The organism is Candidatus Arthromitus sp. SFB-mouse-Japan (genome assembly GCF_000270205.1).
GTDB lineage: Bacteria > Bacillota > Clostridia > Clostridiales > Clostridiaceae > Dwaynesavagella.
On sequence record NC_015913.1, the window covers coordinates 107,215 to 120,913 of the forward strand.

Annotated in this window: 18 protein-coding genes and 1 CRISPR repeat array; of the genes, 13 read left to right on the top strand and 5 right to left on the bottom strand. The window is 30.4% G+C overall.

The window, feature by feature from the left end:
- Positions 1-27: 27 nt before the first annotated feature.
- The 3 genes from pfkA to rlmD all read left to right on the top strand — a co-directional run bounded on the left by pfkA (position 28) and on the right by rlmD (position 4,003).
- A complete protein-coding gene (gene pfkA / locus SFBM_RS00490) occupies positions 28-987 on the top strand; it encodes a 6-phosphofructokinase (RefSeq protein ID WP_005807586.1) in 960 nt (319 codons plus the stop codon).
- A 27-nt stretch (positions 988-1,014) separates the two neighbouring features.
- Complete coding sequence (gene pyk, locus SFBM_RS00495) at positions 1,015-2,436, top strand: pyruvate kinase (RefSeq protein ID WP_005807584.1); 1,422 nt, start codon at positions 1,015-1,017, stop codon at positions 2,434-2,436.
- Between the two features lie 181 nt (positions 2,437-2,617).
- Positions 2,618-4,003 (top strand): 23S rRNA (uracil(1939)-C(5))-methyltransferase RlmD, encoded by a 1,386-nt coding sequence (gene rlmD, locus SFBM_RS00500; RefSeq protein WP_007439944.1) that lies wholly within the window; start codon positions 2,618-2,620, stop codon positions 4,001-4,003.
- A 52-nt stretch (positions 4,004-4,055) separates the two neighbouring features.
- Here the strand turns inward: rlmD and SFBM_RS00505 are convergent, their stop codons facing one another.
- Entirely contained in the window at positions 4,056-5,246 is a 1,191-nt protein-coding gene (locus SFBM_RS00505; protein ID WP_005807580.1) for a site-specific integrase, read from the bottom strand.
- Positions 5,247-5,480: 234 nt separating this feature from the next.
- Between SFBM_RS00505 and SFBM_RS00510 the strand changes: the two genes are divergently transcribed.
- Both SFBM_RS00510 and SFBM_RS00515 read left to right on the top strand, forming a co-directional pair.
- On the top strand, positions 5,481-6,785 hold the full coding sequence (locus tag SFBM_RS00510) for an AAA family ATPase (protein ID WP_005807578.1): 1,305 nt from the start codon (positions 5,481-5,483) through the stop codon (positions 6,783-6,785).
- Positions 6,786-7,373 (top strand): hypothetical protein, encoded by a 588-nt coding sequence (locus SFBM_RS00515; RefSeq protein ID WP_005807576.1) that lies wholly within the window; start codon positions 6,786-6,788, stop codon positions 7,371-7,373.
- A 459-nt stretch (positions 7,374-7,832) separates the two neighbouring features.
- Here the strand turns inward: SFBM_RS00515 and SFBM_RS00520 are convergent, their stop codons facing one another.
- On the bottom strand, positions 7,833-8,276 hold the full coding sequence (locus SFBM_RS00520; protein WP_371137054.1) for a LexA family protein: 444 nt from the start codon (positions 8,274-8,276) through the stop codon (positions 7,833-7,835).
- 150 nt (positions 8,277-8,426) lie between these two features.
- Here SFBM_RS00520 and SFBM_RS00525 point away from each other — a divergent pair, with 150 nt between their 5' ends.
- Positions 8,427-9,161 (top strand): DUF3644 domain-containing protein, encoded by a 735-nt coding sequence (locus SFBM_RS00525; protein WP_014017795.1) that lies wholly within the window; start codon positions 8,427-8,429, stop codon positions 9,159-9,161.
- Between the two features lie 395 nt (positions 9,162-9,556).
- Positions 9,557-9,854: a CRISPR direct-repeat array (repeat unit 33 nt; unit sequence GTCGCACCTCACGCAGGTGCGTGGATTGAAATT).
- Between the two features lie 44 nt (positions 9,855-9,898).
- Here the strand turns inward: SFBM_RS00525 and SFBM_RS07845 are convergent.
- Entirely contained in the window at positions 9,899-10,552 is a 654-nt protein-coding gene (locus SFBM_RS07845) for a helix-turn-helix domain-containing protein (RefSeq protein ID WP_242821628.1), read from the bottom strand.
- Between the two features lie 199 nt (positions 10,553-10,751).
- On the opposite strand from SFBM_RS07845, the gene SFBM_RS00535 reads away from it, so the two are divergent.
- Positions 10,752-10,955, top strand: a complete 204-nt coding sequence (locus tag SFBM_RS00535) for a DUF739 family protein (protein ID WP_014017797.1) — start codon at positions 10,752-10,754, stop codon at positions 10,953-10,955.
- Positions 10,956-11,073: 118 nt separating this feature from the next.
- On the opposite strand, the gene SFBM_RS00540 is transcribed toward SFBM_RS00535, so the two are convergent.
- Positions 11,074-11,289 (bottom strand): helix-turn-helix domain-containing protein, encoded by a 216-nt coding sequence (locus SFBM_RS00540; protein WP_041568926.1) that lies wholly within the window; start codon positions 11,287-11,289, stop codon positions 11,074-11,076.
- Between the two features lie 156 nt (positions 11,290-11,445).
- Here SFBM_RS00540 and SFBM_RS00545 point away from each other — a divergent pair, with 156 nt between their 5' ends.
- Positions 11,446-11,592, top strand: a complete 147-nt coding sequence (locus tag SFBM_RS00545) for a helix-turn-helix transcriptional regulator (RefSeq protein WP_242821629.1) — start codon at positions 11,446-11,448, stop codon at positions 11,590-11,592.
- Between the two features lie 124 nt (positions 11,593-11,716).
- Positions 11,717-12,337, top strand: a complete 621-nt coding sequence (locus SFBM_RS07795) for a BRO family protein (RefSeq protein ID WP_014017800.1) — start codon at positions 11,717-11,719, stop codon at positions 12,335-12,337.
- Positions 12,338-12,339: 2 nt separating this feature from the next.
- Here the strand turns inward: SFBM_RS07795 and SFBM_RS00555 are convergent, their stop codons facing one another.
- Positions 12,340-12,558 carry a helix-turn-helix domain-containing protein gene (locus SFBM_RS00555; RefSeq protein WP_014017801.1) on the bottom strand — a complete coding sequence of 73 codons (219 nt, stop codon included), beginning with the start codon at positions 12,556-12,558 and terminating at the stop codon, positions 12,340-12,342.
- A gap of 117 nt (positions 12,559-12,675) precedes the next feature.
- On the opposite strand from SFBM_RS00555, the gene SFBM_RS00560 reads away from it, so the two are divergent.
- The 4 genes from SFBM_RS00560 to SFBM_RS00575 all read left to right on the top strand — a co-directional run bounded on the left by SFBM_RS00560 (position 12,676) and on the right by SFBM_RS00575 (position 13,685).
- Entirely contained in the window at positions 12,676-12,876 is a 201-nt protein-coding gene (locus SFBM_RS00560) for a helix-turn-helix transcriptional regulator (protein ID WP_014017802.1), read from the top strand.
- Positions 12,877-12,930: 54 nt separating this feature from the next.
- Positions 12,931-13,149: a helix-turn-helix domain-containing protein gene (locus tag SFBM_RS00565; protein WP_005807558.1), complete on the top strand. Its 219-nt coding sequence runs from the start codon at positions 12,931-12,933 to the stop codon at positions 13,147-13,149.
- A 4-nt stretch (positions 13,150-13,153) separates the two neighbouring features.
- Positions 13,154-13,333: a hypothetical protein gene (locus SFBM_RS00570; RefSeq protein WP_005807556.1), complete on the top strand. Its 180-nt coding sequence runs from the start codon at positions 13,154-13,156 to the stop codon at positions 13,331-13,333.
- Positions 13,334-13,418: 85 nt separating this feature from the next.
- Positions 13,419-13,685 carry a hypothetical protein gene (locus tag SFBM_RS00575; protein ID WP_005807554.1) on the top strand — a complete coding sequence of 89 codons (267 nt, stop codon included), beginning with the start codon at positions 13,419-13,421 and terminating at the stop codon, positions 13,683-13,685.
- Positions 13,686-13,699 lie beyond the last annotated feature (14 nt).

Here is a 13,699-nt window from a genome sequence, read left to right on the forward strand (position 1 = left end):
TGTCTATATATTGGAGGTTTAATTATTATGAAAAAGATAGCGATTTTAACAAGTGGTGGAGATGCTCCAGGAATGAATGCAGCTGTTAGGTCGGTTGTGAGATATGCTTTAAGTAAAGATATAGAGGTTCTTGGAATACATAGAGGATACCATGGACTTTTACACGGTGAAATAGAATCTTTAAGTAGAAGATCCGTTTCTGATATTATAGATAGAGGGGGAACATTCTTAAAAACTGCAAGATGTCTCGAGTTTAAACAAGAAGAAGTGAGAGCTCAGGCCTATGAGATATTAAAAAGTCATAATGTTGATGGACTTGTGGTTGTAGGTGGTGATGGATCATTTACTGGGGCTCATTTGTTATCAAAGTTTGGTTTATCTACAGTTGGTATACCTGGAACTATAGATAATGATCTTCCTTACACAGACTATACGATTGGATTTGATACAGCTCTTAATACAATATTGGATGCTGTGAGAAAATTGAGAGATACATCAAGTTCTCATGAGAGAGTTAGTATTGTTGAAGTTATGGGAAGAAATTGCGGAGATTTAGCATTATATTCAGCTCTTGCTGGTGGCGCTGAAGCGGTGATTGTTCCTGAGTATCCTTTTAATCGTGAGGGATTATGTAAAACTATATTAGAGTCTAAGAAAAATAAAAAGCTTCATAGCCTAATAATTTTAGCAGAAGGGGCAGGGAATGCAGAGGATCTTAGAAAGTATATACAACAGAAAATAGGACTTGATACTAGGGCGACAGTTCTTGGACATATACAACGTGGAGGGATACCGACTGGACGCGATAGAGTTTTAGCATCTGTAATGGGAAGAAAAGCTGTAGATACTCTTTTGAGCAATGAAGTTTGTGCAAAAGTTATAGGTGTTAAAGAAAATACAGTGTTTGATATGGATATAGAGGAAGCTCTAAAGATTGAGAAGAAATTTAATAAAGATTTATATGATCTTGTTAATAAATTGGTATAAGCTAAGATTTGAAAGGAGTTTTTTAAAGTGAGGAAGACAAAAATAGTATGTACAATAGGTCCTGCTAGTGATAAATATGATATTTTAAGAGAATTGATTGAAAAGGGAATGAATGTCATGAGACTCAATTTTTCCCATGGTGATTTTGAAGAGCATGGTAATAGAATAAAATTAGTTAGGCAAATTAGTGAGGAATTAAACAAAAATGTAGGTATAATGCTTGACACAAAAGGACCTGAAATTAGAACTAAGAAATTTGAGGGTAAGGTTTTATTAAATCAGGGAGATAAATTTGTTATATATACAAAGGAGGATATAGTTGGTGATTCAACCAGATGTTCTGTTACTTATGAAGATCTTTATAAAGATGTAGAAGTTGGAGGTAAAATACTTATAGATGATGGTTTAGTAGCCCTTGAAATTGAAGATGTGGAAGATGGTAAAATAAGTTGTATTGTTTTAAATTCTGGTGAGATTTCAAGTAACAAGGGTGTTAATTTACCAAAGTCTAAGATAAAATTGCCTGCACTTACAGAAAAGGATAAGAATGATTTGTTATTTGGTATAAAGAATGATGTTGAATATGTTGCTGCTTCTTTTATAAGGAAATCTGATGATGTTATACAAATCAGGAAATTTCTTGATTTAAATGGAGGAGATTTTATAAAAATCATATCTAAGATAGAGAACCAGGAGGGACTTGATAATATAGATGAAATCATAGATAGTTCTGATGGAATAATGGTTGCTAGAGGTGATTTGGGAGTTGAGATTCCTATTGAAAATTTGCCTCATTGGCAAAAGTTAATTATAAAGAAATGTAATGATAGAGGAAAATTTGTAATAACTGCAACCCAAATGCTTGACTCTATGATTAGGAATCCAAGACCCACGAGAGCTGAAGCTTCGGATGTAGCTAATGCTATACATGATGGTAGCGATGCAGTTATGTTGAGTGGAGAAACTGCAAATGGTAAATATCCATTAGAGGCGTATGAAATAATGGATAAGATTATAGTTACAACTGAACAGAGTTTAGATTATGAAGGGAAACTTCAGAAGAAATTATCTAAAATAGAATATAAAGATGTACCTAATACGATTGCATTATTTTCTTGTACTACAGCAAATGAAGTTGGTGCTAAGGCTATACTTGCTTGCACAAAGTCTGGTGCTACAGCGAAGTTTGTATCTAGATTTAGGCCGGAGTGTCCTATTATTTCTATAACTCAAATGAAAAAGGTTGCTAGAATGTTGTCTATTTATTGGGGCGTATATACTCAAACAATAAGTGAGACAATTGATAATACAGATATGTTAATTGATTTATCGGTAGATAAGGCTAAAAAAGAGTATAACTTTAAAGATGGCGATTTAGTAGTTGTTTCGGCAAGTGTTCCCGCAAATTTTAAAGGTCATACAAATATGCTTAAGGTTCATGAAATTTAAAAATTCACTAAAAATTAACATATGTATAATAAATAATTAACAAATTAATTACTGGGTAAGTATATATTATAAGTAGGTTTTACAAATTAAATATATTTTTATTGGGTAAACTGATTCAAAAAAACATTAGTATCTTTTGATACTAATGTTTTTTTTGATTAAGGAGGAAAATTTTTTAAGTATGGTGGATGTTGCTAATAAGTACATAGTAAAGATTGAGGATTATGATAGTAAGGGAAATGGAGTTTCACATATAGACGATTTAGTTGTTTTTGTACCTAATACCATAGTTGGCGAAATTGTTGAGATATGTATAGAAAAGGTAAATAAGAATTTTTTAAGAGGTAGAGTTAATGAAGTGCTTTCAGTATCTGAATCAAGAGTATTGCCTATATGTGAGATATATGAAAAATGTGGTGGATGTAATATTCAGCACATGAATTATAAGGAGCAAATTAGATTTAAAGAAAGTAAAATAATAAATACATTAAATAAAATAGGTGATATACGGAATATTAAGATGGAAAAATTCTATGCGATGTCTATTCCATATGAGTATAGGAATAAAGTTCAGGTACCATTTGGATTAAGTGATTCTGGTGTTAAAGCTGGATTTTATGAAAAAAATACTCATAATATTATCAATATGGACTTCTGTCATATACAGTTTCACGAAGGTAATGATATTGTTAAGGAAACTAGAGAATATATAAAAAAAAATAATATAAAGCCTTATGATGAGAGTGCTAATTATAAAAAAGGTTGTGATTATGGTCTTGTAAGACATTTGCTCATTAGAAAGGGATATAATACAAATGAAATCATGCTTGTAATTGTGTTAACTAGAGATGACGAGGAATTTTTAAATGGGTATATGGATTTTATATTAGAAAAATTTAAGAATATAAAGACAATAATAGTTAACGTAAATAATGAAATAACAAATGTTATTCTTGGAAAATACGAGAGGGTATTGTATGGTGATGGTTATATAAAAGACAAGATAAATGATTTTATATTTAGAATACATAGTAAATCATTTTTTCAGGTTAATACAAAACAATCTGAGAAGTTATATTCGGCTGCAATTGAAATGTGTGATTTAAAATTTGGAGATATTCTTCTAGATGCTTATTGTGGGATTGGTACCATAGGTATATGTGCAAGTAGAAAAATAAAGCAGGTCTATGGTATAGAGGAAGTTAAAGAGAGCATAGTTGATGCTAATGAAAATAAGATTATAAATAATATTAAAAATATAGAATTTATACATGGTAAGGTTGAAGATGAAATATTTAATTTAGTAAATAGCGGGGTTAATATAAATGCTGTTATTTTAGATCCTCCAAGAAAGGGTGTAAAGGAGAGGGTCTTACATAAAATAAGAGATATTAACTGTAGAAAAATAGTTTATATTTCATGTGATGTATCGACTCTCTCTAGAGATGCTAAGATATTAAATTCCCTTGGCTATAAGATTGATAAAATTAGAGGAGTTGATATGTTTTGTCAAACATATCATGTAGAAACTATTGTTAGATTTACTTTGCGACCATCTGGATTTTAAATATTTGTGAATCAAATTTTATTAGTTTTGACTACCTTTTGCCTACATAAAATTAATATGTAGGCAATATTATATTTTCAAATATATCTACTGATTGTTTAGCTAACTTATCTGTATTATGGGTATAAGTATTAAGTGTAGTTTGAATATTATTATGTCCTAGTCTATGTTGTACATCTTTAATGTTAGCACCATTTTCAACTAGTAATGTAGCGTGGGTGTGTCTTAATGAGTGGAAATTAAAAGGTATACCTAATTCATAATTAATAACACGCGACGCGTATTTAAATGAATCTGGTGTTAATAACATTCCGTTACTTTTTACGCACACCATATTTAATAAATGTTCTTTTAAATTTAGAGAACTTGTTGTGATTTTATCATTTATGTTGTATTGTTTTATATAATGTTCTCCGTATTCTAAGCGTTTAATATCAATATATCTTTTATGATACTTTAGTGCGTTTTTCAAGGTATTACCTATATTAATTATTCTGCTAGAGGAGGTGGTCTTAGGTTCACCAAAATACCAAGACGTATCCTTTTTATATATTAGTTTGTTAATATTGATTGTGTTATTATCTAAATCAATGTCATCCCACGTTAAACCCATTGCTTCACCTATGCGACAACCAGTATGATAACCAATCATTAAAGGGATATAGAAAGATGATCTTTCGGGAAAGCGTTTTATTATAGCGTTAAAATCATCATTAGTTATAATTTTATGTTTATCTGTAGTTTTGGTATTATTATACTTAGGAATTTTAACATATTGCATAGGGTTATTCTTTAGAAAATTCATAGGATGTACTGAGTAGTTAAGGGAACCACTCAATAAGGATATTATATTATTTAGATGATTTTTTGATATACCAGTTAAATATTTGCTATTTATAAAATCTTGTAATTTACCAGGAGTTAAAGAAGTTAATTTTAAAATGCCTAAAGAGGGTTTAATATGTTTATCTATTATTAATCTATAAGAGCGTTGAGTATTGTATCTGCAATTTAACAGTACATAAGCATCAAACCATAAATCCATATAATCTGATACTGATATATTTGTTTTTTGAAGTTGTTCACCATTTTCGTAATCTTCCAAAGCCTTTCTTAAAGCTGCTTCAGCTTCTTTTTTGGTTCTACCTCCAACTCTTTCAATCCTTTTTCTTTTTCCGTCGACCCTAGCTGCCTCAAACGAGTAATACCACTTGTCTCCTCGTTTTCTAACACTTCCGGTCATTTTTATATCTCCTTTTTGATTTAATTTTACACGGGATTATATATAAAAGTAAATATAATAGTAAATGTGATAGTTTATGCTGCGAATTAATCATAAATAGTTAATTGATGCTTTGTTTAATTTTATAATATTCTGAAAAGCATATCAATTCCTATTAAATTGTTATAAAATATAACCATAATAATTGAATATATTTAATACTAAAATATTATAATATTAAAGGGTGGTGATCTTATGTTTACTGGTATTAAGCTTAAGAATTTTAAATCACTAGTTGATTTTGAAGTTAAATTCCCTAGAAATAGAAAATTAGTTATAATTTATGGAGAAAATGGTGTTGGAAAATCTAATTTTATAGATGCCTTTAGTATTTTGAGAAAACTAGTTACTGGTAGACCCTTTGATGTAGATGATTTTTTGGAATTGGCAAATCTTAAATTCAATCACGGTCTTAGTAATATAGACATGGATGCTGAAGTTATTACAGATTTGTTTAAGACATCTAACCTTAAAAGGATTATTGAGTCATGTAAGACTATAAACTCAGAAGGCGAAAATATGGTATTATCATTTGACTTTACTTTAAGAGGAAAAAAAGGATCGTATATTATAGAAACTGATGATAATAGGCTAATATCTGAGAGATTAGAATATGTATATAATAAGCAAATTGTTGAATTCTTTAATGTTAATAATGATGAAATTTATTTAAACGAAAAAGTGATAAAAAATAAAGAATATTACGAAGAACTGATAAATAATTGTGAAAAGTATTGGGGTAAAAATACTTTGACGTCTATGATATTTAAAGATATACAGTCAAAAAACGATAAGTATATGTCTAAATCTCTGACTAAGAATATGATAGAGATAATCGATTACTTTAGTAGTTTAAATATTAGTGTCAGTGGTCAAATCTTATTTCCTGGTTTACATTTAGGTGAAGGAATTACACAGATGTCAAATCAGGCAGAACTAGATAAGAATGAAAAAATTTTGGATGATATATTCACTCGTTTATATCCAGATATAAAACAGGTGTATTACAAAAAAGAGATAATTGATGATGGTAAAATAAATTATAAGTTGTACTTTAAAAAGCTTGTAGGTAATAAAATTTTAGATATAGATATTGAACGAGAGTCTAAAGGTACCAAACAAGTATTAAATATAACGAAACAAATTTTATATGGTTTAGATAAACAAGTGTTAATCATCGATGAATTTGATACAGGTATACATGATATATTAGCTAAATCTATGTTGCAGAGTTTATATGATAGTTTAGATATGCAAATAATTATTACTACGCATAATACATTACTCATAGAAGCTAAAGACTTATGTAAAAACGCATATGTACTAACGCATAATATTGATGGAAGTAAGGATATGATAGCTATATCTGATTTTGAAAAAAGAATCCATAGTAATTTAAATATTAGAGATAGATATCTAAGAGGAATGTATGGAGGTGTGCCAATCCCGCTCGATATAGATTTTTCTGATTATAGTGATGCTAATTTGGAGGATTGTTAGATGGGAGGTAAGAAAGCACAAATACAGTATTTACGCTGTATACTAATTTGTCATGGCAAATCAGAAAAAGAATTTATGGAGACTATAAAGCAAAATTTACGTTTAAAGATACACATAGAGTCAGATAAAAAAGGAAGTAAGTCTATTCAGATAAATAGTCTGAATAAGACTTTGAAAAATCACAAGTATGGTAAACGTGATAATTTTTTAAGATATTTTGAGGATATAGAATTAATAAAAGGTAAAATAACATCTGAGTTTAAAATTTTTACGTTATTGGATACGGATGATAAAGAAAAAGAAATAAACTTGATAAAATATTTGAATAAAGAAATGTTTAAAGAGCATCATCTTTATGATCATATAGTACCTATTTATAATACTCCTAATTTAGAAAGTGTTTTTGAAGAAATTGGTCATGTATTTAAGAATAAAGGCGAGGCAAGAAAAAGAGAGTATAAAGATTTATTGAAACCATATCCAACCCCTAAACTTGCTCGGAATTATTTAAAAGATTTATCGGGAAAATTTGAAAAGAGCAAAAACACTAATCTTAATCATGTTATTAATTTTCTCCTTAATATATAACCCTTAAATAATTGCGAAATATAAGCTTACATTAAATTTATAAGTGCTTCGCGAAGCTATATTAATACTTGATTGTAGTAGAATACTTGGTATTGCTATTCATAGATGAATTATGTAGAATATTAGTGTTCGCAAAAATAGTATGTCTATTTATGATTAGCAGCTGTTTTTAAATTTAACGGTCGCACCTCACGCAGGTGCGTGGATTGAAATGAGGATAAAGGAGTTGGCAATTTACATAGTGCATCGTCGCACCTCACGCAGGTGCGTGGATTGAAATTACGTAGTTCTATAACTTTACCAATTATGTGTAGTCGCACCTCACGCAGGTGCGTGGATTGAAATATATCTAATATTTTAGCTAACTCTAACTGAGTCAGGTCGCACCTCACGTAGGTGCGTGGATTGAAGGTGCCAGACATATAATAAAACCCCACTTGAAATTAATCAGGTGGGGTTTTAAAATCTCCGTCTAAGTTCTACGACCTTTCCGATTATGTGTATAGGTTTATCTGCAATGTCATTTTTATCGTAGTACATAGGCTCATATCTAGGATTTAACGACACAAGGCTTATACCGTCCTTGTGTTTTATTATTTTTTTACACGTTGCCTCGTCACCATTAACGCAGACTATAGCTATGTCTCCAGAGTTAACGTCTTGCTGTTTCCTGACTATTACGACATCTCCAGCATCCATTGTGGGAGACATCGAATCACCCTTGATTACGAGAGCAAAATACTCTCCTTGAGATGCAAGTTTAGGTGATATCTCTTCCCAACCGATAATTTCTTCAATCGCCGTTATGGGTATACCAGCTATAACAGTACCTAGTATGGGTATTTTAATAGCTTTATTGGATTGATCAGATCTGGAATCATTTATTATATCTCCTTTTTTGATTTAATTTTACAAGGAATTAGACATAAAAGTAAAGATAATAGTTTTATCTGACAAATTAATGGGCAATATAAGTTTAGAAATTGTAGTATATTTGGGTATACCTTGTTATAATTATTGGTGAAGAAGGAGATAATATGGGGGTGTTTAAACATGGAAGAAAAAGAAAAGTTGCTTAAAAAATCTAAAGAAATTTTTAGCTTAGTTAGTTGTATGTATTGTTATTATAGTGGTCCTTATAAAATTGAAACTGTTTGTATTTTATTATGTAATGCTTGGGAATTAATGTTGAAAGCTTATATAATCGGTAAGAAGGGGAAAGAAGGAATAGTATATAAAAATAAACAGAATAAGGGTAGGACTATTGGATTAAATGAATGTATAAGTAAAGTATTTACGAATAAGCATGATATATTACGTAAACATTTGGAGTCTGTAATTAGATATAGGAATTCGGTTGTACATTATACAGTTGATAGTTTTGACTTATCTTTATACTCTAAAATAGAGTATTGTATAGTGAATTTTAAAGCGAAAATGTGTGAACTTCACAATGTTAATATGTCCGATATGATAGTTAACCAGGCTAATGAAGAAATCTTAAAAAATGATGTCGATTTGTATAAGTATAGTAAAAAGAGTTTGTGTAGGGAAATAAATAATGTATTGAAATCTTTGGGGATTGAGTTTAAAATCGATAGTCAATCCTTTGAATTGTTTGATAGGGTGTACGGAATTAAAGAAAATAAAGAGTATTGTCTTATAAGTAATGTTAATAACAGGCCATCTTATAGATATTCATCAAGAGTTTTAAATTTTATCGTAGGATTGATACAAAAAAATCCTAACAATATTAAAGAAGTCTTAAAGAATAAAATAAAAAAATAAGCTAACCCCAGGGGCAAAGGAATTCTTGGTTTAATTTATTAAATTAAACCTACTCCTATTTAGGAACCCAGCCTTATCCATCCCAAGTTAGCTTACATTTATATAATATGTACATATCGTGTATATTATTCATATACACTTACATTGTACAATAAATAATTTATAAAATCAATATTTTGTAGGTAAAAATCTGTTTAACTAGGCTTATTTAAGCTGGTTATTTTACTCGGAAATATAAGCTTACATTAAATTTATAAGTGCTTCGCGAAGCTATATTAATACTTGATTGTAGTAGAATAATTGGTATTGCTATTCATAGATGAATTATGTAGAATATTAGTGTTCGCAAAAATGGTGTGTCTATTTATGATTAGCAGCTGTTTTTAAATTTAACGGTCGCACCTCACGCAGGTGCGTGGATTGAAATTTATTTGTCCAAATTCTAAGTTGTCAAATATTTTGTCGCACCTCACGCAGGTGCGTGGATTGAAATTAGTAGGCTTGTCCTCCTTACTTTTAAACTCCCGTCGCACCTCATACAGGTGCGTGGATTGAAATTAAGATTTTTTATTGATGTGTACATAATCACCCCTGTCGCACCTCACGCAGGTGCGTGGATTGAAATCTTTATAATGGATTTGCTTTATGAGTTATTTAGATGTCGCACCTCACGCAGGTGCGTGGATTGAAGGTGTCATACATATAATAAAAACCACTTGAAATTAATCGAGTGGTTTTTAAAATCTCCGTCTAAGTTCTACGACTTTACCAATTATGTGTATAGGTTTGCTTACAATGTCATTTTTATCATAGTACATAGGCTCATATCTAGGATTTAACGACACAAGGCTTATACCGTCCTTGTGTTTTATTATTTTTTTACATGTTGCTTCATCACCATTAACGCAAACTATAGCTATGTCTCCAGAGTTAACGTCTTGCTGTTTCCTGACTATTACGACATCTCCAGCATCCATTGTGGGAGACATGGAGTCTCCTTTAATTTTTAACGCAAAGTACTCTCCTTGAGATGCAAGTTTAGGTGATATCTCTTCCCATCCGATAATCTCCTCAATCGCCGATATTGGGATACCCGCTATTACGGTGCCTAGTATGGGTATTTTTACGCAGGCTTGTACGTTTAGACCAAGACCATTTTTATATGATATTACTTTAGTAGAACTGGTAACTTGTATAGGTTGCTGTGCATTGATAAATTCAATATGATCTTGATCATTTAATAGTACGGATTCATCGATTCCTAATGCTTGGGCAATTATTTTAATTTTGGACTGAGGAATATCGTTGATACCAGTCTCTATCTTATTTATTGTAGACCTAGCTTTATAACCGCACCTTTTTGCCAATTCATCTTGCGACAATCCACGCATTAGTCTAATACGTTTGATTTTGTCGCCTAGTTTCTTTTTTTCAATATTATTAGTATCCATGTATAAATTATAGTAAGCAATATGTCAATCAGTCAATAAAAACAGCCTTTTTAATAAAAAAATGTTGACTTTACATAAACAAGGTGGTAAAGTGTGATTGTAGATTAATAATAAACATAATGGACATGGAGGTGAGCAAATGGATAATATAAGGCTAGTGGATTGTATACACAAATCAGGATTAAAACACAAATACATTGCAGGTCAACTGTCATTAAGTAAGCAGGGGTGGAGTAATAAAATCAACAACAGGACAGAGTTTAGGCTGTCAGAAATTAAAAGATTATGCACATTACTTAACCTTGATAGTAAGCAGAGAGATCATATTTTTTTTGAGGATTAAGTAGATTTAAAATATACAAAGTAATGATAAATAACGATAAGTTACGCTAAGTTACAACTAGTTAAATAATAACGTAAAAATAGATTGAAAAAAGAAAAAGGCAAGCCAATAACTAAGCTTACCTTCTCGTTGGGTCATCTGATCTACCGACCAAATAATCAATAGATATATTGTAATAATCAGCTAATTTAATCAACGTATCATATTTAGGTTTAGATTTCCCATATTCGAGATTTTGATATGATCTATCGTTGATTTTAAGATAATTGGCTATATCTAATTGTGTTAGATTATTAGATAATCTTAGGGTTTTTAGTCTATCTTTAAAATCCATAAAAACATACCTTATTAAAAAATAAATAAAAATAGTTGACACGAACTAAACCTCGTGATATAGTGTATCTTGTAGACGAGGTAAACACCGTATCAATTTTAAAGGAGGCGTATGAATAATTTAAAAAAAATTCGAAATAAAGCTGGTCTAACCCAGATGTATTTATCTAGTCTGATAAATATAAACGTGCGTAGCTACCAGAGTATAGAGCTCGGTAAAAGTTTACCGAGAGTAGATAGAGCATTAGCAATAGCAAAGATATTAAATACAACTGTGGAAGAACTATTTGGTAAAGATAAGTAATGCTAAATTACGCTACGTTACAACTAAGTAAATAATAACATAAAAAGGAGATTGAGACAAATGGCAAATGACATAAAAGTATTTGAGCATGATGAATTTGGACAAATAAGAACAGTTTTAATTAATGAATGACCAAACATGGTTTGTTGGAAAAGATGTAGCTAGGGCTTTAGGATATGCAAATGGAAGCAGAGATATAAATAGACATGTTGAGATCGAGGATAAAGTTTTGAGAAAATTACCACAATACCAAAACGGTAGTTTGGTATCAAACACAGTATTAATCAACGAATCAGGATTGTACAGTTTAATTTTATCAAGCAAATTGCCTAAAGCTAAGAAATTTAAAAGATGGGTGACTAGTGATGTATTACCATCAATACGGAATACAGGGGCTTATATAGCATCTAACAGACTTGATGAGTTAGATGATAGGGTTAAAAAATTAGAATCTAAAACAGTAATTGGCAAAGCCCAAAAGCCGATTGTGGGGGTTAACACATCAGAAATAGCATTTAGTTTAGGGATATCGCCTAAAGCTTTATTTGAATTTTTGAGATCGACTGGAGTCGCTAATCGTAAATGGGATAAATACGAGTTGCACGATGATTATGTTGGATTTGGTTATATCCAGAATGCAAGAGTAGCTTATGAGAGATGCTACGAAAAAAGAATTAAATTTTGGACGCTTAAAGGCGTTTGGTTTGTAATGGATTTATATAATAAAAGGCAAGCCAATAACTAAGCTTACCTTCTAGTTGGATTAGTAGTCTCGCCGACTAAATAATCAATAGATACATCGAAAAACCTTGCCAAAGCTATTAGTATATCAAAAGTAGGTTTGCGAGCATTCAACTCATAATTTTGTATACCTCTTTCGCTTATCCCTATAGCTTTAGCTAAATCTTTTTGGGTTATATTATTTTTAAGCCTTAAACCTTTTAAATGATTACCAAAATCAAACATTTTACACATCTCGCTAAAAATTTTATTAAAAATAGTTGACACGAACAATTGTTCATGTTAATATATATTTGTAACACGAACAAACGAGTATCAAGTAAGTTGAGAAAGGAGAAAAAATTGCATAATAATTTAAAGCCAATCCGTGATAAATTGGGTCTTACCCAAAATCAGGTATCAGATATAGCGGAGATAACTTTGAGAAGCTACCAAAACTATGAATACAGTAAACGGATACCTAAAGTAAACATCGCATTAGATATAGCAAAAGCTCTTAACACAACGGTGGAAGAACTATTTAGTAATGATAAATTACAATAAATTACGTTAAGTAATGATAAGTAACATAATAACACAAAAAGGAGATTAGGACAAATGGCAAATGATATTTTATACACTGTACCCGAGGTATCAAAATTGATTAAAACCAATCCATCTTATGTTTACACATTAATAAGATTAGGATTACTACCAGCGCTAAAACTTGGGAGTTTAAAAGTAAGGAGGACAAGCCTATTAGATTTTTTAGAGAGATTTGAAGGCAAGGATTTAACAGATTTGGAACATATAAGAGATTTAGAAACAGGAGTGTAAAAGTATGATAAGAAAACAAATTGAATCTTTAATTGGACAAGTTGATGATAGGACTTATGCCGAGGCTCTGAAAATGACCGAGGCAGATATTAAAGCTAACAGGTTAAGCTTTAATCTGAAAACACAAATAGAAGACTTTATTTTAATCCTTATTAACTCTATTAAGATAATAAGGAGAAAATAAAATCTCCAAAAATAAAAAACCAATATGATTGTACCAAATATTTAATAATAAGAAAAGTTTTTTAACAAATAAAAATGTATGAGGTATGGATCCGTTAACTGATGAGTTGGTAATAGCTTATAGTGTACAACCAAACGATACAGAGGTAAAAATAGTCAAACTAAAACTAGAAGAATGGGACAAGGATGAATTAAAAGATATACTTGCGGGGGATTTTGTAACCTTTGAGACGTTAGAGGTAGTCACACCAGAGGAACTATCAGATGTAGTATCTGATTGGATAAGCTTTAATGATGATCTGACAGATGATGAGTTTATAGATTCTTGTGTAAAAAATATAACTAAACAGTAATGGAGGACTGAAAT

Excerpts from the sequence above, each read along its gene's own strand:
- SFBM_RS00510 (WP_005807578.1), top strand. The coding sequence starts at position 5,481 with ATGTTTACTGGTATTAAGCTTAAGAATTTTAAATCACTAGTTGATTTT.
- SFBM_RS00515 (WP_005807576.1), top strand. The coding sequence starts at position 6,786 with ATGGGAGGTAAGAAAGCACAAATACAGTATTTACGCTGTATACTAATT.
- SFBM_RS00505 (WP_005807580.1), bottom strand. The coding sequence starts at position 5,246 with ATGACCGGAAGTGTTAGAAAACGAGGAGACAAGTGGTATTACTCGTTT.
- SFBM_RS00570 (WP_005807556.1), top strand. The coding sequence starts at position 13,154 with ATGATAAGAAAACAAATTGAATCTTTAATTGGACAAGTTGATGATAGG.
- SFBM_RS00525 (WP_014017795.1), top strand. The coding sequence starts at position 8,427 with ATGGAAGAAAAAGAAAAGTTGCTTAAAAAATCTAAAGAAATTTTTAGC.
- SFBM_RS00565 (WP_005807558.1), top strand. The coding sequence starts at position 12,931 with ATGGCAAATGATATTTTATACACTGTACCCGAGGTATCAAAATTGATT.
- SFBM_RS00575 (WP_005807554.1), top strand. The coding sequence starts at position 13,419 with ATGGATCCGTTAACTGATGAGTTGGTAATAGCTTATAGTGTACAACCA.
- SFBM_RS00545 (WP_242821629.1), top strand. The coding sequence starts at position 11,446 with ATGTATTTATCTAGTCTGATAAATATAAACGTGCGTAGCTACCAGAGT.
- SFBM_RS07795 (WP_014017800.1), top strand. The coding sequence starts at position 11,717 with ATGAATGACCAAACATGGTTTGTTGGAAAAGATGTAGCTAGGGCTTTA.
- SFBM_RS00535 (WP_014017797.1), top strand. The coding sequence starts at position 10,752 with ATGGATAATATAAGGCTAGTGGATTGTATACACAAATCAGGATTAAAA.
- SFBM_RS07845 (WP_242821628.1), bottom strand. The coding sequence starts at position 10,552 with ATGCGTGGATTGTCGCAAGATGAATTGGCAAAAAGGTGCGGTTATAAA.
- SFBM_RS00540 (WP_041568926.1), bottom strand. The coding sequence starts at position 11,289 with ATGGATTTTAAAGATAGACTAAAAACCCTAAGATTATCTAATAATCTA.
- rlmD (WP_007439944.1), top strand. The coding sequence starts at position 2,618 with ATGGTGGATGTTGCTAATAAGTACATAGTAAAGATTGAGGATTATGAT.
- SFBM_RS00555 (WP_014017801.1), bottom strand. The coding sequence starts at position 12,558 with ATGTTTGATTTTGGTAATCATTTAAAAGGTTTAAGGCTTAAAAATAAT.
- pfkA (WP_005807586.1), top strand. The coding sequence starts at position 28 with ATGAAAAAGATAGCGATTTTAACAAGTGGTGGAGATGCTCCAGGAATG.